Origin of the sequence: Rhodoblastus sp. (assembly GCF_019449565.1) — a bacterium.
Classification (GTDB): domain Bacteria; phylum Pseudomonadota; class Alphaproteobacteria; order Rhizobiales; family Beijerinckiaceae; genus Rhodoblastus.
The window spans coordinates 263,796-282,963 of the sequence record NZ_JAGRPM010000038.1 but is presented as its reverse complement, the minus strand read 5'-3'; the positions used below and the strand labels follow the sequence as shown (position 1 = coordinate 282,963).

The 19,168-nt window shown below is 60.5% G+C and carries 20 protein-coding genes and 1 pseudogene; 15 read left to right on the top strand and 6 right to left on the bottom strand.

All coding sequences use genetic code 11. The features are described from left to right. The first annotated feature begins 16 nt into the window (after positions 1–16). The 7 genes and pseudogenes from ligK to QZ409_RS09930 all read left to right on the top strand — a co-directional run bounded on the left by ligK (position 17) and on the right by QZ409_RS09930 (position 5,592). Positions 17–700, top strand: coding sequence for a 4-carboxy-4-hydroxy-2-oxoadipate aldolase/oxaloacetate decarboxylase (gene ligK / locus QZ409_RS09960; RefSeq protein ID WP_296710131.1), 684 nt, complete (start codon positions 17–19; stop codon positions 698–700). 13 nt (positions 701–713) lie between these two features. Continuing rightward, the gene (locus QZ409_RS09955; protein WP_296710128.1) at positions 714–1,652 is read left to right on the top strand and encodes an amidohydrolase family protein; all 939 of its coding nucleotides are present in this window, start codon (positions 714–716) and stop codon (positions 1,650–1,652) included. A gap of 1 nt (position 1,653) precedes the next feature. After that, positions 1,654–2,034: pseudogene (gene ligA / locus QZ409_RS09950) on the top strand (protocatechuate 4,5-dioxygenase subunit alpha); the annotation flags it as partial. A gap of 79 nt (positions 2,035–2,113) precedes the next feature. Then, complete coding sequence (locus tag QZ409_RS09945; protein ID WP_296710122.1) at positions 2,114–2,971, top strand: class III extradiol dioxygenase subunit beta; 858 nt, start codon at positions 2,114–2,116, stop codon at positions 2,969–2,971. An 8-nt stretch (positions 2,972–2,979) separates the two neighbouring features. Next, positions 2,980–3,933: a Gfo/Idh/MocA family oxidoreductase gene (locus QZ409_RS09940; RefSeq protein ID WP_296710121.1), complete on the top strand. Its 954-nt coding sequence runs from the start codon at positions 2,980–2,982 to the stop codon at positions 3,931–3,933. Between the two features lie 120 nt (positions 3,934–4,053). Next, positions 4,054–5,064 carry an aldo/keto reductase gene (locus tag QZ409_RS09935; protein WP_296710117.1) on the top strand — a complete coding sequence of 337 codons (1,011 nt, stop codon included), beginning with the start codon at positions 4,054–4,056 and terminating at the stop codon, positions 5,062–5,064. A 144-nt stretch (positions 5,065–5,208) separates the two neighbouring features. Further along, the gene (locus QZ409_RS09930) at positions 5,209–5,592 is read left to right on the top strand and encodes a response regulator (protein ID WP_296710113.1); all 384 of its coding nucleotides are present in this window, start codon (positions 5,209–5,211) and stop codon (positions 5,590–5,592) included. A 72-nt stretch (positions 5,593–5,664) separates the two neighbouring features. On the opposite strand, the gene QZ409_RS09925 is transcribed toward QZ409_RS09930, so the two are convergent. Then, positions 5,665–6,576 carry a LysR family transcriptional regulator gene (locus QZ409_RS09925; RefSeq protein WP_296710110.1) on the bottom strand — a complete coding sequence of 304 codons (912 nt, stop codon included), beginning with the start codon at positions 6,574–6,576 and terminating at the stop codon, positions 5,665–5,667. An 83-nt stretch (positions 6,577–6,659) separates the two neighbouring features. Between QZ409_RS09925 and QZ409_RS09920 the strand changes: the two genes are divergently transcribed. Together QZ409_RS09920 and QZ409_RS09915 are read left to right on the top strand one after the other, a co-directional pair. After that, positions 6,660–7,022: a protocatechuate 4,5-dioxygenase subunit alpha gene (locus QZ409_RS09920; protein ID WP_296710106.1), complete on the top strand. Its 363-nt coding sequence runs from the start codon at positions 6,660–6,662 to the stop codon at positions 7,020–7,022. 59 nt (positions 7,023–7,081) lie between these two features. Then, on the top strand, positions 7,082–7,918 hold the full coding sequence (locus QZ409_RS09915; protein WP_296710104.1) for a class III extradiol dioxygenase family protein: 837 nt from the start codon (positions 7,082–7,084) through the stop codon (positions 7,916–7,918). 59 nt (positions 7,919–7,977) lie between these two features. On the opposite strand, the gene QZ409_RS09910 is transcribed toward QZ409_RS09915, so the two are convergent. The 5 genes from QZ409_RS09910 to aroE form a co-directional block, all read right to left on the bottom strand. Beyond that, complete coding sequence (locus QZ409_RS09910; protein ID WP_296710100.1) at positions 7,978–8,814, bottom strand: amidohydrolase family protein; 837 nt, start codon at positions 8,812–8,814, stop codon at positions 7,978–7,980. A gap of 31 nt (positions 8,815–8,845) precedes the next feature. Further along, a complete protein-coding gene (locus QZ409_RS09905) occupies positions 8,846–9,772 on the bottom strand; it encodes an AEC family transporter (protein ID WP_296710098.1) in 927 nt (308 codons plus the stop codon). Between the two features lie 93 nt (positions 9,773–9,865). Then, entirely contained in the window at positions 9,866–10,699 is an 834-nt protein-coding gene (locus QZ409_RS09900) for a ThiF family adenylyltransferase (protein WP_296710096.1), read from the bottom strand. A gap of 35 nt (positions 10,700–10,734) precedes the next feature. Beyond that, a complete protein-coding gene (aroQ, locus tag QZ409_RS09895; RefSeq protein WP_296710093.1) occupies positions 10,735–11,187 on the bottom strand; it encodes a type II 3-dehydroquinate dehydratase in 453 nt (150 codons plus the stop codon). A 41-nt stretch (positions 11,188–11,228) separates the two neighbouring features. Further along, a complete protein-coding gene (gene aroE, locus QZ409_RS09890; RefSeq protein WP_296710091.1) occupies positions 11,229–12,059 on the bottom strand; it encodes a shikimate dehydrogenase in 831 nt (276 codons plus the stop codon). Between the two features lie 175 nt (positions 12,060–12,234). Between aroE and QZ409_RS09885 the strand changes: the two genes are divergently transcribed. The 6 genes from QZ409_RS09885 to QZ409_RS09860 all read left to right on the top strand — a co-directional run bounded on the left by QZ409_RS09885 (position 12,235) and on the right by QZ409_RS09860 (position 19,102). Next, entirely contained in the window at positions 12,235–13,164 is a 930-nt protein-coding gene (locus QZ409_RS09885) for a LysR family transcriptional regulator (RefSeq protein WP_296710090.1), read from the top strand. 126 nt (positions 13,165–13,290) lie between these two features. Beyond that, positions 13,291–15,186, top strand: coding sequence for a sugar phosphate isomerase/epimerase and 4-hydroxyphenylpyruvate domain-containing protein (locus tag QZ409_RS09880; protein ID WP_296710088.1), 1,896 nt, complete (start codon positions 13,291–13,293; stop codon positions 15,184–15,186). Then, positions 15,186–15,794, top strand: coding sequence for a shikimate kinase (locus QZ409_RS09875; protein ID WP_296710087.1), 609 nt, complete (start codon positions 15,186–15,188; stop codon positions 15,792–15,794). The genes QZ409_RS09880 and QZ409_RS09875 overlap by 1 nt, the downstream gene beginning before the upstream one ends. 628 nt (positions 15,795–16,422) lie before the next feature. Continuing rightward, positions 16,423–17,835 (top strand): MFS transporter, encoded by a 1,413-nt coding sequence (locus QZ409_RS09870; RefSeq protein ID WP_296710085.1) that lies wholly within the window; start codon positions 16,423–16,425, stop codon positions 17,833–17,835. Positions 17,836–18,071: 236 nt separating this feature from the next. Continuing rightward, complete coding sequence (locus QZ409_RS09865) at positions 18,072–18,794, top strand: SDR family oxidoreductase (protein WP_296710082.1); 723 nt, start codon at positions 18,072–18,074, stop codon at positions 18,792–18,794. 98 nt (positions 18,795–18,892) lie between these two features. Further along, positions 18,893–19,102 carry a hypothetical protein gene (locus QZ409_RS09860; protein WP_296710079.1) on the top strand — a complete coding sequence of 70 codons (210 nt, stop codon included), beginning with the start codon at positions 18,893–18,895 and terminating at the stop codon, positions 19,100–19,102. Positions 19,103–19,168 lie beyond the last annotated feature (66 nt).

Genomic DNA, 19,168 nt, shown 5'->3' with positions numbered 1-19,168 from the left:
AAGGGAGGACTCATTCATGACTCAACTCGGAATCTGCAAACGCAACATCATCCGCGCCGACAAGGGCGCCGTCGACCGGATGAAACGTCTCGGCTCGGCCACCGTGCACGAGGCCATGGGCCGGGTCGGCCTGATGAAGCCCTATATGCGCCCGATCTATCCCGGCGCGCAGGTGTCGGGAACGGCCATCACCGTGCTGCTGCAGCCCGGCGACAACTGGATGATGCATGTCGCCGCCGAACAGATCCAGCCCGGCGACATTGTCGTCGCCGCCGTCACGGCCGATTGCACCGACGGCTATTTTGGCGATCTGCTGGCCACCAGCTTTATGGCGCGCGGCGCGCGGGCCTTGATCATCGACGCCGGCTGCCGCGACGTGACGACCTTGCAGGAAATGGGCTTCCCGGTGTGGAGCAAATGCATCAGCGCCAAGGGCACGATCAAGGCGACGCTTGGTTCGGTGAATATTCCGATTGTCTGCGCCGGCGCGCTCGTCAATCCCGGCGACGCGATTGTCGCCGATGACGACGGCATTGTCGTCGTGCCCGCCGACTGGGCCAATAGAGTCGCGGACGCAGGCGAAAAGCGGGAATCCTTCGAAGGCGAGAAGCGCGAGAAATTCGCCTCGGGCGTTCTCGGTCTCGACCTGTATGAAATGCGTGAGACGCTGGCGAAAGCCGGTTTCAAATATATCGATTGAGCTGGAGGCTCCCGTGTCCAAACCCACATCCGGTCCCTTCGAGAAAACGCCCGGCTGGCTCGACTGGTACGAAGGCCCGAGCAAGCCGCGCTTCGTCCTGCCTGCCGGCGCGGTCGACGCCCATTGCCATGTCTTCGGCCCCGGCGGCGAGTTTCCTTTCGCGGCGGAGCGCAAATACACGCCCTGCGACGCCAGCAAGCAGCAGCTTTTCGCGCTGCGCGACCGCCTCGGCTTCGCCAGAAATGTCATCGTGCAGGCGACCTGCCACGGCGCCGACAATAGCGCGATGGTGGACGCCTGCATTGCGGCGAACGGCAAGGCGCGCGGCGTCGCCACGGTGCGTCGCAGTGTGACGGATGAGGAGTTGCAGCGCCTGCATCAGGCGGGCGTGCGGGGCGTGCGGTTCAATTTCGTCAAGCGATTGGTCGATTTCACGCCCAAGGACGAACTGCTGGAAATTGCAGGGCGGATCGCCAAACTCGGCTGGCATGTCGTGATCTATTTCGAAGCGGTCGATTTGCCTGAGCTTTGGGACTTCTTCACCGCTCTGCCGACGACGGTCGTCGTCGATCACATGGGGCGGCCCGATGTCTCCAAACCCATCGACGGGCCGGAATTCAGCCTGTTCCTCAAGTTCATGCGCGAACATGAGAATGTCTGGAGTAAGGTGAGTTGTCCCGAGCGCCTCTCTGTCGGTGGTCCGCGCGCTCTGAACGGCGAACGTGACGCCTATCGCGATGTGGTTCCCTTCGCGCGCCGCGTGGTCGAGGAATTCCCCGACCGCGTCTTATGGGGCACCGACTGGCCGCACCCCAATCTGAAAGATCACATGCCCGACGACGGGCTGCTGGTCGACTTCATCCCGCATATCGCGCCGACCGCCGAATTGCAGCGCAAGCTGCTGGTCGACAACCCAATGCGGCTGTACTGGCCCGAAGAAAAAGGAGCCTGATATGTCGCTCGACAAACCCTATCTCGATGTGCCTGGCACGACGATTTTCGACGCCGAACAATCGCGCGCTGGCTATTGGCTCAACCAGTTCTGCATGTCGCTGATGAAGGCCGAAAACCGCGCGCGTTTCAAAGCCAATGAGCGCGCCTATCTCGACGAGTGGGCGATGACCGAGGACCAGAAGCTGGCCGTGATGGCGCGCGATCTCAATCGCTGCATCGCGCTTGGCGGCAATATCTATTTTCTGGCGAAAATCGGCGCGACCGACGGCTCCAGCTTCCAGCAAATGGCGGGAAGCATGACCGGCATGAGCGAGCAGGAATATCGCGACATGATGGTCGGCGGCGGACGCTCGGTCGAAGGCAATCGCTATCTCGGCGAAGACGGGGACGCGCAGCCTCACCGTCAACCGCAGGGGAAGGCGGGAGAAAAGGCGCGCAATGAAAAGGGAGGCGCCTGACATGGCCAAGATTACAGCATCCGTCTACACCTCCCATGTTCCCGCCATCGGCGTGGCCATCGATCAGGGCAAGACGCAGGAGCCCTATTGGCAGCCTGTGTTCGAGGGCTATGAGTTTTCCAAGAAATGGCTGAAGGACAACAAGCCGGACGTGATTTTCCTGGTCTATAACGATCACGCCACGGCCTTCAGCCTCGATCTGATTCCGACCTTCGCCATTGGCACGGGGGCGGAATATCAGCCTGCCGACGAAGGCTGGGGGCCGCGTCCCGTGCCGAAAGTCATCGGCGCTCCCAAGCTGGCGGCGCATATCGCCCAATCGGTGATCCAGCAGGATTTCGACCTGACCATCGTCAACAAGATGGACGTCGATCACGGCCTGACCGTGCCGCTCAGCCTGATGTGCGGACAGCCTGAAGCCTGGCCTTGCCCGGTCATCCCCTTCGCGGTCAATGTCGTGCAATATCCGGTTCCTTCCGGCGCGCGCTGCTTCGCGCTCGGCCAGGCGATCCGCCGGGCGGTGGAAAGCTATGACGAGCCGCTGAATGTCCAGATCTGGGGCACCGGCGGCATGAGCCACCAGTTGCAAGGCGCGCGCGCGGGCCTCATCAACGCCGCCTGGGACAACGCCTTCCTTGACCGGCTCATCGCCGATCCGACCGGCCTCTCCAAAGTGTCGCATATCGAATATGTGCGCGAAGCGGGCAGCGAAGGCATTGAACTGGTGATGTGGCTGATCGCGCGCGGCGCCATGGCGGATGTCGCAGGCGGCCCGGCGCCGAAACTGGCCCATCGCTTCTACCATGTTCCCGCGTCGAACACGGCGGTGGGCCATCTCATTCTCGAAAATTCCAACTGAGGCCTGTTATGACCAAACCCATCAAAGTCGCTCTGGCTGGGGCCGGCGCCTTCGGCGTCAAGCACCTCGACGGCATCAAGCATATTGCCGGCGTCGAAGTCGTTTCTCTAGTCAGTCGCGATATCGACAAGACCAGGGCGATCGCCGACAAATATCGTATCGGCCACGTCACGACCGACCTCGCGGACAGCCTCGCGTTGAAGGAAGTGGACGCCGTCATCCTCTGCACCCCCACGCAGATGCATGCCGCGCAGTCCATCCAGTGCCTCAAGGCTGGCAAGCATGTTCAGGTCGAGATCCCGCTCGCCGACAGCCTGAAGGATGCGCAGGACGTCGTCGCGCTGCAGAAATCCTCCGGCCTCGTCGCCATGTGCGGCCATACCCGCCGTTTCAATCCCAGCCATCAATATGTGCATCGCAAGGTGAAGGCGGGCGAATTCAATCTCCAGCAGATGGATGTTCAGACCTATTTCTTCCGCCGCACCAATATGAATGCGCTGGGCGAAGCCCGGAGCTGGACCGATCATCTCCTGTGGCATCACGCGGCCCACACAGTCGATCTTTTCGCCTATCAGGCGGGAAGCCCGATCGTGAAGGCCAATGCGATCCAGGGGCCGATCCATCCGACTCTCGGCATCGCCATGGACATGAGCATCCAGCTCAAGGCCGCCAATGGCGCGATCTGCACGCTTTCGCTGTCCTTCAACAATGATGGCCCGCTCGGCACGTTCTTCCGTTATATCGGCGACAGCGCGACCTATATCGCCCGCTACGACGATCTCTTCACCGGCAAGGACGAGAAGATCGACGTCAGCAAGGTCGATGTCAGCATGAACGGCATCGAATTGCAGGACCGCGAATTCTTCGCCGCCATCCGCGAAGGTCGCCAGCCCAATTCGAGCGTGGAACAGGTCCTGCCTTGCTATCAGGTGCTCCACGATCTTGAGCAGCAATTGAAGTAAAACCAAGCCTCACAGTTGAGAACCCGTGAGTCTTGGTTAGGCGCGCATCCGCCTTTACAAGTCTTCCAATGATATTCGGCGCGGCCCCGAAATCTGCGCCGATTGCAATAGAGCAGGATGATGCCGAAAAGACAGATTGGCCCCTTCACCGTCAATGCGCTTGGTCTCGGCTGCATGAACCTGAGCCATGCCTATGGCGCGCCGATTTCCGTCGAGCAGGGAGAGCGCGTGCTGCACGCAGCTCTGGATGCGGGCGTCGATCATTTCGACTCGGCGGCGCTTTATGGCTTTGGCGCCAATGAAGAACTGGTCGGGCGCGTGCTCAAGACCCATCGCCAGAAAATATTGCTCGCGAGCAAAGGCGGCATGACCGGCGTCGCCGATTCCAATGGCGTGAAGAGGCGCGTGATCGACGGGCGTCCCGAAACCGTGATCCGCAATTGCGAGGATAGTCTGCGGCGCCTGGGGTCCGAGGTGATCGACCTGTATTATCTGCATCGTTGGGACAAGCAGGTTCCGATCGAGGAAAGCGTCGGCGCCATGGGCGAACTGGTGCGCAGGGGCCATATCCGGGCGGTCGGCTTGTCCGAAGTTTCCGCGCCGATCCTGAAGCGCGCCCATGCCGAATTCCCGATCGCGGCGGTGCAGACCGAATATTCGCTCTGGACGCGCAATCCTGAGATCGCCGTGCTCCAGATGGCCCGTGAAATCGGCGCGGCCTTTGTCGCTTTCAGCCCGCTGGCGCGCGGTTTTTTGACCGGCATGCTGACCGATGTCGCCAGTCTCGACTCGCGCGACATTCGCCGCGCCATGCCGCGTTTTGCGCCGGAAACCTATCCGAAAAATCTCACGCTCCTGCCCGCCTACAAAGAAGTCGCGCGCAACCTTCAATGCACCCCCGCGCAACTGGCGCTCGCCTGGCTGCTGGCCAAGGACGCGAACATTTTGCCGATCCCGGGGACGACCAGCATCGATCATCTCAGGGAAAATCTCGGCGCGGCGACCGTCCGTCTCAATGCCGAAGCCTTGGCCCGGCTGGACGAAATTCTGAACGACAGAACTGTCGTTGGAGCACGTTACAACGACGCGACATCAGGCGAGGTGGATACCGAGAATTTCGCCGCCGTCTAGCGCATTGACTCACTCATATGGTTCAGGGGTTCGGCGAATTCATCAAAGATTGAGGTTGCCCACACCGTCCGAACAAAATGTTCCAAAAAACGCCACGAGCATTCTGGCTTGACGTTCGGCTTGTTCACCGCGTGGAGAGAGATAATGGGAAACCACAATCTCGTTTATGTTATCGATGACGACGAACTCGTTCGCGGCGCTATAGACATGTTGCTGACAGACGAGGGATTCGTCGTCGAGACCTATGCCTCGGCGGTAGATTTTTTCAGAGCCGGCTTGCCAAGCGGAAAAGGCTGTGTGCTCACGGATTTGCAAATGCCAGGAGGTCTGACTGGCCTTGATATTCTGCGCAAGATCGTCAAACCCGCCTTGGGTTGGCCGGTTATCATCATGACCGCGGCAGCGACGGAAAAGGCACGAGAAACCGCAAGCCGTTCGGGCGCCTTTGATTTTCTCGAAAAGCCGTTCGGTTCCGAAGCGTTGATTGGCGCCGTGAGAAATGCGGTTGAGAGTCTCAATGCTGCGTGACGAATGAGCGCCACGTCGATCGTCGTCTGCAAGATATCAACCTGATGCAAGCGTCGGTGCGCTAACTTATCCTTAGCCGACTTCGACAGCCAGCAGACGGGCGCAGTCTTCTAATTGCCCACGCAGCCATCGATGCGCGGGATCGTCGTGGCGGCGCTGGCTCCAGATCATGTACATGGGCATTTTGGGGCAGGGAACCGGAACGGGCGCGCTGGCCAGTTCCTTCATCAGGCCGAGCCGTAGCAGGCCTGGAGCCGTGGCGATCATGTCGCTGCCGCGAATGAAGGCCGGCAGAGCTGAAAAGCCCGGCGCCATCAAGACAAAATTGCGTTGCAGACCGCGTTCGGCCAATTGCGCATCGAGGTGCAAGGCCCGGCGAGGTTCGTAGACGACTGTCGCGTGAGGCGCCGCCAGATATTCCGCTTTGGTCCGAGGAGCGGATCGAACCGCAGGGTCGTAAAAGACGCGATAGCGGTCCTCGAACAATCGTTTCTGGACAATATCGGCGCCGTCGGGCGGACGCGGGCTGATGACGAGTTGGCAGGCCTCGTCGCGCAGCATTTCCAGCGTCGGCACGTTGGACGGGATGATCCGCAACGCGACGCCTGGAGCTTCGGTCCGTAGCCGCGCCACGAGCGCCGGGAGCAGGGCGTCGCGTTGGAAATCATTGGCGGCAATGGTGAAGGTCGTATGCCATTGCGCTGGATCGAACACATCCGGCGCTGCGAAACGCTCGAGCTCGCGCAGCAAATTTCGCGCGCGCGAAGCCAAGGCCTCGGCGCGGGCAGTCGGCGCGATTCCGCGCCCGGATTTCACGAAAAGCTCGTCGCCGATAATGGCGCGCAATTTATTGACCAAATGGCTGACCGCCGATTGCGTGACGCCGAGTTGCTGCGCGGCGCCCGTGATGGAGCCGGTCTCAACGACCGTGACGAAAAGGCGCAGGAGGCGCGCATCCAGATCTGACCAATCGAATTTGCTCATGAGTCATATGATTCAATATCCGTTTATCTTTGGCAATCGAAATGCAAGAAAAGCCTCGCAATCAAAACACAAGGGAGGCTCAATTGTCCGTCGTTTCGCATGAAATTTTCGGCACTACGCCATTTGACGGCGCCCAGGCCCGCAAAGGCTATGCACTCAACAAAATGTGCTTCTCCTTCAACGACGGAACCGCGCGGGCGAAATTCCTCGCCGACGAAGACGCCTATATGCGCGATTTCGGCCTGAATGAGGAACAGGCCAAGGCCATTCGCGCGCGCGACGTACTCGGCCTGCTCGCAGCGGGCGGCAATGTCTATTATCTGGCGAAATTCGCCGGAATTCTCGGTCTCGATGTTCAGGACCTCGGCGCCGCCCAGACCGGCATGAGCAAGGAAGCCTTCAAGGCCAGGCTGGTCGCTCAGAACGAACAGCCGGAAACGCTTTGAACCCGGCAAAGCCGCAAATCGTCAACATTTGAAGCGCTAAAGCGCAGGGAGTTTCATTCATGGCCAAGATCATCGGTGGTCTTACGACGTCACATGTGCCCGCGATCGGCGGCGCAATCGCCAAGGGATTGCAACAGGATCCCTATTGGAAGCCTTTCTTCGACGGCTTCGGTCCCGCCCGCGAATGGCTGGCTGAGACCAAGCCCGACGTCGCCGTGATTTTTTACAATGACCACGGCCTCAATTTTTTCCTCGACAAGATGCCGACCTTCGCCATTGGCGCCGCGCGCCAATATTTCAATGCTGACGAAGGCTGGGGCATTCCCACGGTTGCTCCGTTCGATGGCTCGCTGGACCTGTCCTGGAAGATCATCGACCATCTGGTGAGCCGCGAATTCGACGTCACAACCTGCCAGGAAATGCTGATCGACCATGCTGCGACAATGCCTCTGAAACTGTTCTGGCCGAACGACGAAGGCCCGACCCAGATCGTGCCGGTCTGCATCAACACCGTGCAATTTCCGCTGCCAAGCGCCAAGCGTTGCATTGCGCTCGGGAAGGCCGTTGGCGAGGCGGTCGCAGGGTGGGACAGCGACAAGAAGGTCGTTATGATTGGCTCTGGCGGCCTCAGCCATCAGTTGGAAGGCCAGCGCGCGGGCTTCATCAACAAGCCTTTCGATCTGGCCTTCATGAAGAGCCTGATCGACGACCCCGAATGGGCCGCGCAATTCAGCATTCTGGAACTCGTCGAAAAGACGGGCACACAGGGTGTCGAGTTGCTGATGTGGCTTGCCGCACGCGCGGCCGTTCCAGGCGATGTGCGTAAAGTCCACAGCAATTATCACATACCGATCAGCAATACCGCCGCAGGCATGATGGCTCTGGCGGCCGCCTGATTTCCGTTCGCGTACAATAAACAAGGGGAGGGATGTCGAGGCATCGCTCCCCCTTTTCGTCAGCTCTGGTCGCCGAAGCGAAACAGACGCATCGGCGTATCCCAGAATATTTGCCGCCGCGCCGAAGCGTCAGGGATTTGCGTCTCGGCAAGTTTCAGCAAGGGCCCATAGTCGATGCGCGCCGGCGCGCGAAGAAAGGGCCAGTCGGAGCCCCAAAGGCAATTCAACGGCGTGAAGGCTTCGAGCAGAGCTTCGACATAGGGGCTGGCATCTTCATAAGGATGCGCCTGGGCGGAAAATTTGGAAAAGCCCGATAATTTCACGGCGCCGCGCCCGCTGCGGCCATAGGACAGCAGCTTCTGAAAGCCGCTTTGTTCCAGTCCTTTGTCGATAGCCGGACGACCGCAATGATCGAACAACAGACGCACGGGAGACGCCTCGATCAGCGGCGTCAGCGTCAACAACTGATCGTCCCGCACCTGGATTTGCAGGAACATGTCGAGTTCCGCCAGCATCTCCAGAAGCCGGCGCGTTTCGAGATAGGGGCGGGGCCCATAGAGCGGCAAGTTGAAAGCGATCCCGACAATGTGTCGCGCCTTCAGGGCGGCGAGCCTGTCCAGCGAAATATCGGGCGCGACAACGGCCACGCCCTTGAAGCGTCCCGCGCCGGCGTCGAGGGCTGAAAGCAAGCAGGAATTGTCTTCGGAATAGCCGGAATTCGGCTGGACGATCACGGCATGGCCTATGCCATAAGCCGCGAAAACATGGTTCATCTGTTCCGCGGTGGCGATTTCCGCGCCTTCCGGACGATAAGGCGCGTCCGCGGCATAAGGGAAGCGCGACGGGTTGAGGAGATGGCAATGGCAGTCGATCTTGGGATCATCGAAAACGGACATATCATGCCTTTCCGGCGCGGCGGGCGCGCCGTCAGAAGGCGAGCAGCAGCGCCGAAATGGTGAAGAAGGAAAAGAAGGTTCCGCCGAGCAGCGCCGCCGCCGCCCGGCCCTCTTCGCCATAGGGCTGGGCCACGAGCGGATAGATCGACAGCATGGGCGAGGCCGCAAAGATGATCATGGCCTTTTTGAAGTCGGGATCGATCGAGGGCAACAGAAGGAGCATGCCTCCGACGGCGAGTGGATGGAAGACGAGCTTGGCGCCGACGATGCGGCCGACATCGAGGCCGAGGCCTTTCAGCGAGAGCCCTGCAAGCGCGCCGCCGACTGCGAAGAGGGCGGCGGGGCTGGAGGCGTTGGCGAGAAGATCGATGGCCCGGAACAGGGCTGCTGGCGGCTTCCAATCGAGCAGCGAAGCCGCCGCGCCCGCAATGATAGCGAGCACCATCGGATTGCTCGTCAACCGCCGGAAGACGAAGAACAGGATTCGATGCAAGGGCTCTTCGCGGCGGCTTTCACTTTCGGCCAGGCCAAGGGCCAGCGGGAGCATCATGACATTTTCGACGATCATGGTGAGCGACAGCGCGACGACGGCGTTTTGTCCGACAACCATGGCGGCGATTGGAAAGCCGACGAAACCGCTATTGGAGCAGGAAACGCCAAGTCCGGCCAAGGCGCTCGAGGCGATGCCCTTCTTTTGCGCGTAACGGGTGAAGACGAACAGGGTTGCAAAGGAAATCAACGAGCCAACAGCATAGGCCGTCAAATATTTGGCATCCATGATCTCATGGACGGTCCGCTGCGACAAAGCCCGGAAAATCAGGGCCGGAAGTGCGAAGCGGATGACGAAAACGCCAATGCCGCGGATATTGTCTTTGGTTGTAACGCCTTTGAGCGTGGAGGCGTAGCCCAGCGCGATGAGCAGGAAAATCGGCAGCGTGATGGAGATCACAGAACTCATGCGTCGGGCCTGATCTTGGATTTTAATTGGCGCCTGAATGCTCGGCGCCAAAGAGGCGGATGCTTTCGTCAGGGGACGGTGGGCGCCCCCGCTTCAGTATTGCAGGCGCGCAATCGCGCGCAATTCTTCCGCGGTCGTCGAGCCGAAGCCGAAGAATTCGAGATATGCGGGGATCATTTCGAACAGCATGTCGGTTCCCACCTGGGTACGGCACCCGCGTTCAATAGCAGCGCGCAGGAAGGGCGTGTGCTCCTCCTTCATGACCACTTCGCCGACGAAAGTTGTCGGCGCTAAGCGTTCGACATCCATCGGCAATGGATCGCCCGCTTTCATGCCCAGCGGCGTGGCGTTGACGACGATGTCAAATCCTGCGGGATCTTTCGAGCCGACTGAGACTTTCAAGGCGGGATAATGCGTTGTGAGCCGGTCGGCCAGACCTTGCGCCGACGCAGTCGCGGGATCGAACAGGCCCATTTCGGCGGCGCCTGCCGCCGCCAGCGAAGCGGCAATGGCGCAACCGACGCCGCCGCTGCCGACGACGAGAACTTTCTTGCCCTTGATCTCCTGTCCCTTGCGCAAAACGCCGCGCGCAAAGCCTTCGCCGTCGAACATGTCGCCGACCAGCGAGCCGTCGGGACGGCGCACGACGGCATTGGCGGATCCTGCGATCTGCGCGGTCACCGTCAGCTCGTCGACCAGCTTCGTCACCGCGACCTTGTGCGGCATGGTGATGAGCGCGCCGATAACATTGCCGCAGCGAAACAAGGATTTGAGGACATCTGGGAAGTCTGCGCCCTGAACCGCGAAGGGCGCGACAATGGCGTTGATGCCCCGGCTTTCGAACCAGGGATTGTAGATCATCGGGGCTTTGAAGGATTCGGTCGGATAGCCGATATGGGGAATCAGCTTGGTTTTTCCGTCGATCATATGCTCTCCTCTGCGCTTGCGCGTCCGTTGCGGTTTCAGGCTTTCGCAGCCTGGTCGATCAAGGCGGCGATGCGACGCAGGGCGAGTTGATAGCCCTGCGTGCCGCAGCCGGCGATCACGCCGTCGGCGCGAAGCGACACATAGGAATGGTGTCGAAATTCCTCGCGCTTATGGACGTTGGAAATGTGGATTTCGACGATCGGCGGCTCGAATGCATTGAGCGCGTCGAGCAGGGCTACCGACGTATGCGTGAAGGCGGCCGGATTGATGACAATCCCGCCTGCGACGTCGCGCGCTTCATGAATCCAGTCGATCAATTCATATTCGCGATTGCTCTGGAAGAAGCGGAGCTCGAGTTTCAATTCGGCGCAAAGCGCGCGGCAGTCGCGCTCGACATCGGCCAGGGTTTCGTGCCCGTAGATATGCGGCTGGCGTTTGCCGAGCAGGTTGAGATTGGGGCCGTTGAGAAGATAAACGATGCGGCTCATTTTATCCGTCCTTGATGTTTCCGGGCGTCGTGCGCGAGGCTTCAGACCAGCGGAATAGTCAGCTTTTCGATCATTTCATTGGTGTGGGGGCGGATGCCGCGCCAATGCTCGAAGGCTTCCGCCGCCTGTTCGACCAACATGCCGACTCCATCGGCGATTTTCTGCACGCCCGCCTCTTTCGCCAGGCGCAGGAACGGGGTCAGCCCCTTGCCGTAAGCCAGATCATAGGCCAGCCCGCCAGTACGGAAGACGCCCGCCGGAACCGGTGGAGACCGACCGAAGAGACTTGCCGAAGTCGCGTTGACCACAAGGTCGTAGCCGGCGCCGCGCTCTTCTTCCAGGGATGCGTAATCGGCCGCCACCAATGCGCCGTTTCCGGCATAGGCGGCGCAGAGAGCGGCCGCCTGTTCTGGAGAGCGATGGCCCAGCACCAGTTCAGTGGGTTCTTCCGCCAGGAAAGGCGCCAGAGCGCCGCGCGTAGCGCCGCCAGTTCCGAGCAGCAGGATGCGGCGCCCTTTCATCGGAACGCCGAGGTTGACGACAATGTCTCGCACCAGACCAATTCCGTCGTAATTGCACCCTTCCGCGCCTTGCTCGTCGAAGGTCAGGCAATTGACGGCGCCTGCCCGCCGGGCTTGATCGTCAAGACGGTCGGCATAGGCGAAAGCGTCGAGCTTGAATGGCGCGGTGATGTTCAGACCACGCAAGCCCTTCGCACGCCAGTGATCGACATCGGCGGCGAACCCGCCAAGGGTTCCCTCAATCGCGATATAGTCGAGATCCTGTCCGGTCTGCGCCGCAAAAGCCTTGTGAATGGTTGGCGATTTGGTGTGGCCGATGGGATTGCCGATGACGGCGTAAAGGTCGGTCATGCGAGCGCCTCTTGCTTGAGCGAAGCCACGGGCGCCCCGCCTTTTCACTTTCGGCTTAGCGCCGTGTCGCTGCAGTCAGCGGCTTGGCGACGTCATTATCCGTCGTCCTCCCCTATTGACTAGGCAACAGCTGCAATGAACTTTATTGCGTTTCGCAATAATGGGGCGGCTGGACATGGGAATTGAGAAACCGCAGGGCGCCCTGCTTGATGAGAAGCTGCTGCGTCTGTTCGATGCGCTCTACGCCACCCGCTCCGTGACGCGCGCCGCGGCGCAGCTCGGACAGGCCCAGCCAACGGTCAGCATCTGGCTCAACCGGCTGCGGCAGGAATTGCAGGACCCTCTGTTCGTCCGCACTCCGATAGGCATGGAGCCGACGCCGCGCGCGGAAAGTTTGATTGGCCCAGCGCGCGCCGCCATCGAGAATTTGCGCCAACTGACCGAAACGGCGCCGACCTTCGACCCGGCGACGGCAAAGCGGCGCTTTCGCATCTGCATGACGGATTCAAGCCATATTACCTTGCTGCCCAGACTGCTGGCGCAATTGCGGGCGCAGGCTCCGGGCGTCAGCGTCGAGGCCTTGCAGAACGACGCCAGCGCCGGAGCGCGGCTGCTGTCCGGCGAAGCAGACCTGGCCGTCGGTTTGATCCCGGAGCTTGGCGCGGGCTTCTTCCAGCAAACGCTTTACATGCAGGATTGGGTTTGCCTCGTCAGCGCGGCGCATCCGCGCGTGCGCGGCGGCATGACCCGCGCCGATTACGAGGCCGAAGCCCATGTCGTCATCGAGCGCGGCACCGGCTACGACCTGATCGAAACAGCCATGGCGGCCGCCGATGTTCATCGTCGAACGGCTTTGACGCTTCCCGGCTTTTTGGGTCTCGGCGCACTTGTTTCAGGCGCCGACCTCGTCGCCACCCTGCCGCGCCATATTGGCGAGACCTTGGCGGAAATTCACGGACTTGCCGTTTACCCGTGCCCTATCCAAATAGAAAGCTTTCAGGTCAAGCAGCTCTGGCATGCCCGCAATCATCACGATTTAGCCTCGCGCTGGTTGCGCGCCTTATTCGTCAATCTGTTCCAGCACAGCGGAAATAAGATGACATGAATCGTGTGATCGGGCCGCGAATGATAACATCATGTTAGCGACCGCATCGGACTTGGTAATCGCGGGCGGCGTGGCGGCATTGTAGTCACATTGGAAATCGTAGCCTGTACGACGAACGAGCGCCCAATGAAAACGTCGATCGCAACTGTTTCGGTCAGCGGCGAATTGCCGGAAAAGCTCGCGGCCATCGCCCGCGCCGGTTTTGACGGCGTGGAAATCTTCGACGCCGATTTCATCTCGACCGCTTATTCGCCGCGCGACGTCGGCAAAATGGTCCGCGACGCCGGACTGGAATTGACCCTGTTCCAGCCCTTCCGTGATTTTGAAGGCCTGCCTGAACCTTTTCGTACGCAGGCTTTCGAGCGCGCCGAGCGCAAGTTCGATGTGATGGGCGAACTTGGCGCTGATCTGATGCTTGTTTGCTCGAGCCTTTCGCCCCATGCGTTGCCGGGCCTCGAACGGGCGGCCGCCGATTTCCGCGAATTAGGCGAGCGCGCCGCCAAGCGTGGATTGCGCGTCGGATATGAGGCGCTTGCCTGGGCGCCTCTTATCCACGACCATCGTGACGCTTGGGAAATCGTCCGTCGCGCCGATCATCCTGCCGTAGGGCTGATCCTGGATTCCTTCCACACGCTGTCGCGCGGCATTCCGGTCGAGAGCATCGCGTCGATCCCCAAGGAAAAACTTTTCATTGTCCAGCTCGCCGATGCGCCGAAGCTGCAGCTCGACTATCTTTCGTGGAGCCGCCATTTCCGCAACATGCCGGGGCAGGGCGATCTCGACGTTCTCGGCTTCATGCGCAATGTTCAGGCTACCGGCTATGACGGCGTCATTTCGCTGGAGATCTTCAACGACCAGTTCCGCTCGGGTTCGGCGCGCAGCGTCGCAGTCGATGGCAAGCGTTCGCTGATCTATCTGATGGATCAGCTCCGCGCCGGCAAAACGGCGGCGTCCGCAACGGTCGCGCAGCCCGTCGCTCTGCCGCCGAAGGCTGAGGTCAAGGGCGTGGAATTCATCGAATTCGCCGTGAGCAAGGCCGATGCGACCGAGCTTGAAAGTTTATTGCGGGCGCTGGGCTTCCATATTGCAGGGCGCCATCGCTCAAAGGATGTCGCGCTGTGGCGGCAGGGCGGCGTGAATCTTGTCCTGAACAAGGATCCCGAGGGTTTTGCCCATTCCTTCTATATCAATCACGGCCCTTCGGTTTGCGCCGTGGGTCTGGCGGTGGATGACGCCAAAGCGGTCGCGAAACGTGCGGAATCGCTGATGGCGGAGCCATTCATGCAGGCCGTGGTTCAGGGTGAGCTGGAAATTCCGGCCATTCGCGGCATCGGCGGCAGCCTGATCTATTTCATCGATGACAAAAGCAATCTCAAGGATCTCTGGTCCGTGGACTTCCACGCCGAGCCTGAAGCGGCCGGGCAGGGCGCCATGGTGCGGCAGATCGATCATATGTCCTATTCAACGGAATATGACGAAATGCTCTCGTGGATCCTGTTCTTCACCTCGATCTTCAATGTCGACAAATTGCCCGGCCAGGACATTGCCGATCCGGTCGGCCTGATCCGCAGCCAGGTCGTGCAGACGACAGATGGCGCCTTGCGGCTGGCGCTCAACGGGGCGCAGAGCATGCGTACCCTGGCCGGCCGCTTCATCGAGGAATTTTTCGGTTCCGGCATGCAGCATTTGGCGCTGGCGACCGCCGACATTTTCGCCGCGGGGCGGCGCATCAAGGCGAATGGTCTCGATCTGCTGCCGATTCCGAAAAATTATTACGACGACCTCGTCGCCCGCTTTCAGCTCAGTCCTGCTCTGATCGAGCAAATGTCCGAATGCGGCATCATGTATGACCGCGATGAGGTTGGCGAATATTTCCAGCTCTACACCAAGACATTCGACGACCGATTCTTTTTCGAAATCGTGCAGAGGCATAATTATTCCGGCTTTGGCGCTCCCAACGCGCCAGTTCGACTGGCGGCGCAGACACGGTTCGCGCGCAATCTGGCGGTGCCAAAACACTGATGGACGCGACAGGGCGCCCGGGCGCCAGTCTTCCAAGCGGCGGTCGTCCAGACGTCGACCGGCTATTGCGCCTGCTTGGCGATCGCTCGCTGGTCCTTGTGGGCATGATGGGCGCGGGTAAATCAACAGTCGGAAGGCGCCTCGCTGAAAGGCTCGGGCGCCCTTTCATCGACGCCGATAGCGCCATCGAGGACGCCGCGCGGATGAGCGTGGCCGAAATTTTCGCGGCGCTCGGCGAGGAAAGATTCCGCGCCGCCGAAAGAAGAGTCATCGCGCGTTTGCTGGGCCAGCCGGGGCAGGTGCTGGCTCTGGGCGGCGGCGCTTTTCTTGATGCGGAGACGCGGCGCAATGTCAAAGCCGCTGGAATCTCCATCTGGCTCGACGCCGAAATGGGGGTGCTCGCCGAGCGTGTCCGGCGGCGCAACACCCGCCCGCTTCTGATGTGCGGGAATGTCATAGAAACTTTGGAAAAATACGCGCAGGAGCGGCGCCCCGCCTATGCCGAGGCCGATCTCCATGTCCCGTCAGACAAGGCGTCGCACGCCTCAGTCATCGACCGGATTTGTCTCGCGCTGCTGAACGCCTTCGAAAAAACGCCGCCGCCATGAATGAGCCCGGCGCGCAGGACGCGCCGGAGCACGACATTCAGAAAGCGATGTCGAGCAGGTTTTTGTCGTTCTTCATCGCCGTCCGAGCGTTGGCGAAGCGGCGCACTTTGGATCGGCAGATCCTGGCATAGGCCCATGCCGTCGAAGATCTGGACCTCCAAGACGCGTCCCTGCGTTTCGTCCGCGTCGAATGCCCCAGTTTCAGCCCATCGACTTGCTCGCCGAGCACCTGCTCAAGGCGACGGAGAACCTCGCCCCGCCCCCCTGCCAAGCCTTTCTCGCGCGGCGGCGCGATGGGCAAACCGCGAGGAAGGGAAGGTTCGGAAGGTTCGCCGCTCCGGGACATAACAAAATGTTAAATCGCGCGCCAATATTGGTCATTTTCTTTCTTCGTGGCGCTCGCTAGCATTTTTTGAACATGTGATGACGATGCGCATCCCGGCAGTCCATTTCCGCCGCTTTGCCGCTTCAATTGCCGCGATTTTCAATGGCCTCGTCCCGGGCGCCGTCGAAGGATGTTGCGACGTCGTCTTCATCGCGAAAATGCCACAAGGAGCGCAAGCTCCACCGCACAATCGGCCCCTCAGCAGGCCGGCAATAAAGAACGCGTATTCAGGGAGGAAATTAGATGACTTTGAACGCCGGACAGGGTGTGCGCGCCACATCCCAGGCCAAGAAAGCGACGACCAGCGGCTGGATCGGATCGGTCCTCGAATATTATGACTTCTTCATCTATGCGACGGCCGCCTCGCTGATCTTTCCGCAGCTTTTCTTCCCCTCGACCAATCCCACCGTGGCGATTGTCGCGTCGCTCGCCACTTACGGCGTAGGCTATGTTGCCCGACCGATCGGCGCGGTCTTTCTTGGCCACTGGGGCGATACCCATGGCCGCAAGAACGTGCTCCTCATCTGCATGTTCCTGATGGGCGGTTCGACAATGGCGGTCGGCATGCTGCCGACATATAATCAGGTCGGCATTTTGGCGCCGCTGCTTCTCGTCCTCCTGCGCCTGATCCAGGGCTTCGCCGTCGCCGGCGAAATCTCCGGCGCGAGTTCGATGATTCTCGAACATGCGCCTTTCGGGCGCCGCGCCTATTACGCCAGCTATACCTTGCAGGGCGTTCAGGCCGGACAAATTCTCGCCGCGGCCGTCTTCCTACCTTTGGCCTTCTACCTGCCGAAGGAGGCGTTCCAAAGCTGGGGCTGGCGCATTCCCTTCCTGCTCAGCTTTGTCGTCATCATCGCGGGTTGGATCATCCGTCGCCAGGTTGAGGAAACGCCCGCTTTCTCCGAGGAAAAGAAGCACGACGAAGTGGCCAGCATTCCGGTGGTGGAGGCCTTCAAATATCATTGGCCGGACATGCTGCGCGTGGTCCTGATGTCCTTGATGAATGTCATTCCGATCGTCGCGACCATCTTCGGCGCCGCTTATGCCGTTCAGCCGGGCTATGGCGTCGGTTTCAGCACGGATGTCTATTTGTGGATTCCCGTGCTGGGCAACATCCTTGCCGTTCTGGTGATCCCGCACGTCGGCAATCTCGCTGATCGCATCGGTCGTCGTCCGACCATCATATGCGGCGCGATTGGTTCGGGGCTTTTGTCTTATCTCTATCTATACGCCATCAGCATCCACAGCGTTCCGATGGCGATCGGCATGTCACTGTTGATGTGGGGCGTGGTCTATCAGGGCTATAACGCGATCTTTCCGAGCTTCTACCCGGAACTCTTCCCCACGCGCCGCCGTGTTTCAGGCATGGCCATTTCCCAGAATATCGGCACCATGGTGACGGCTTTCCTTCCGGCCCTGTTCGCGACCGTCGCCCCTCCAGGCTCTGCGAATGTGCCGGTCGTCGTCGGTTCGATCACGCTCCTGACGACGGTGATCGCCGCGATCACAGCCTATTCGGCGCGTGAGACCTATCGCCTGAAGTTGGAAGATCTCGGCAATCCCAACGCCGTGCCGCTGACGAAGGAAGAATATGAGGCCCTCCGCGATCAGGTTGTGTCGGCGGCGGAACTCTTCCCCCACGTCCCGGCCTAAAGGCCTCGGAGAAGGCGAGCACTGCAAATTTGGTGGAAGCGGCTTTGGCCGTTTCCACCAATGTGTTTTGAACGAAGCAGCGATGCCCATCTGAAATTGGCGTCTTGATATTGCCGGCTCCGCCAATGCTGCGAGCGCCTCGATGAGCGAAGCGTGCCGGCTTGACGACCAAAATCCATGCGCTTCCTATTGGTGAACAGTCACGGTGGGGTGATTTTCACGTGGAGTGGAGCGAAATGCGCCTGATATTGCTGACCAACGCGCGCCAATATTGCGGGCCGGGCGCAGTGACGGCGCTGGTCCAGAGCGGCGCGCAGGTCTTCTGCCACGATGTCTCTTTCGTTTCGCCCGACTCCCGGACAAGTTTCGAGCGTGAGACCGGCGCGCGGGCGCTGGGCGCCCAGACGCCGGTCGATATTCAGGCTGAAATCCTGGCGGTCGCGGGATTGCCAGATTCCATCGTCAGCAATGACGTCTATCCGATCACGCCCAACGCCATTGAGGATATTCCGCTCGACGATTTCCGCGCCACTTTTGACGCCGTCGTGCTGTTCCCGATCGAACTGACGCAGGCCTTCCTGCCGGCGATGAAACAGCGGCGCTCCGGCAGTTTCGTCTTTGTGACCTCGGCGCGCGAGACCCGGCCGGAACCGGGCTTCGCCGTGCCGACCAGCCTGCGCGCCGCGACCACGGCCTTCGCCAAGGGGCTGGCCAAGGAGGCCGCGCCTTTCGGCATACAGGCCAATGTCGTCGCGCCGAACTATCTCTACAGCGAGATGTATTACCCGCGCGCCAAATTCATCGACGATCCGGACGGCCGGGCGTTGATCGCCGAGAAAGTGCCTTTCGGCCGTCTGGGCGAGCCGGAGGAAGTCGGCGCCCTGATCGCGTTCTTCGCCTCCGGCGCTTCGCCCTTCACGACGGGGCAGGTGGTCTATTTCAGTGGCGGCTGGCCGTGAGCGGCGGGAACACTTATTAGTGTATCAGCTTGAAACCTAACGCCCTTGACAGCCGCTCGACCACCCCCATTTCGATAACGTCATGCGCGGTGGAAGGCATGGAGGGGGCCGTGAGAGTCGTCGTAACAATTTCGAAAGAAGGCAAAGACGTTTTCAAGTTTGAGGCGCAGGTTCGGGATGGCGTGGGTTTGTCTGACATCGTCGAGCTAGCGTTCGACGAATTCGCGGCGCAGCGGCCCGAAATTTCGCTGCTAGACCCCAATGTCCATTTTACTATTCGCGATTCGAATGACGCCCGCCAAGCCTGAAGGCGTTTGGCAGTCCATGCGCCGCCGTGTCGCAGCGTCATCGGCCGTAATGTGAGGGGCGGCAAT

Excerpts from the sequence above, each read along its gene's own strand:
- QZ409_RS09940 (WP_296710121.1), top strand. The coding sequence starts at position 2,980 with ATGACCAAACCCATCAAAGTCGCTCTGGCTGGGGCCGGCGCCTTCGGC.
- QZ409_RS09875 (WP_296710087.1), top strand. The coding sequence starts at position 15,186 with ATGGACGCGACAGGGCGCCCGGGCGCCAGTCTTCCAAGCGGCGGTCGT.
- QZ409_RS09930 (WP_296710113.1), top strand. The coding sequence starts at position 5,209 with ATGGGAAACCACAATCTCGTTTATGTTATCGATGACGACGAACTCGTT.
- QZ409_RS09935 (WP_296710117.1), top strand. The coding sequence starts at position 4,054 with ATGCCGAAAAGACAGATTGGCCCCTTCACCGTCAATGCGCTTGGTCTC.
- QZ409_RS09905 (WP_296710098.1), bottom strand. The coding sequence starts at position 9,772 with ATGAGTTCTGTGATCTCCATCACGCTGCCGATTTTCCTGCTCATCGCG.
- QZ409_RS09910 (WP_296710100.1), bottom strand. The coding sequence starts at position 8,814 with ATGTCCGTTTTCGATGATCCCAAGATCGACTGCCATTGCCATCTCCTC.
- QZ409_RS09865 (WP_296710082.1), top strand. The coding sequence starts at position 18,072 with ATGCGCCTGATATTGCTGACCAACGCGCGCCAATATTGCGGGCCGGGC.
- ligK (WP_296710131.1), top strand. The coding sequence starts at position 17 with ATGACTCAACTCGGAATCTGCAAACGCAACATCATCCGCGCCGACAAG.
- QZ409_RS09900 (WP_296710096.1), bottom strand. The coding sequence starts at position 10,699 with ATGATCGACGGAAAAACCAAGCTGATTCCCCATATCGGCTATCCGACC.
- QZ409_RS09945 (WP_296710122.1), top strand. The coding sequence starts at position 2,114 with ATGGCCAAGATTACAGCATCCGTCTACACCTCCCATGTTCCCGCCATC.
- QZ409_RS09880 (WP_296710088.1), top strand. The coding sequence starts at position 13,291 with ATGAAAACGTCGATCGCAACTGTTTCGGTCAGCGGCGAATTGCCGGAA.
- QZ409_RS09925 (WP_296710110.1), bottom strand. The coding sequence starts at position 6,576 with ATGAGCAAATTCGATTGGTCAGATCTGGATGCGCGCCTCCTGCGCCTT.
- QZ409_RS09915 (WP_296710104.1), top strand. The coding sequence starts at position 7,082 with ATGGCCAAGATCATCGGTGGTCTTACGACGTCACATGTGCCCGCGATC.
- aroQ (WP_296710093.1), bottom strand. The coding sequence starts at position 11,187 with ATGAGCCGCATCGTTTATCTTCTCAACGGCCCCAATCTCAACCTGCTC.
- QZ409_RS09885 (WP_296710090.1), top strand. The coding sequence starts at position 12,235 with ATGGGAATTGAGAAACCGCAGGGCGCCCTGCTTGATGAGAAGCTGCTG.
- aroE (WP_296710091.1), bottom strand. The coding sequence starts at position 12,059 with ATGACCGACCTTTACGCCGTCATCGGCAATCCCATCGGCCACACCAAA.
- QZ409_RS09870 (WP_296710085.1), top strand. The coding sequence starts at position 16,423 with ATGACTTTGAACGCCGGACAGGGTGTGCGCGCCACATCCCAGGCCAAG.
- QZ409_RS09860 (WP_296710079.1), top strand. The coding sequence starts at position 18,893 with ATGGAGGGGGCCGTGAGAGTCGTCGTAACAATTTCGAAAGAAGGCAAA.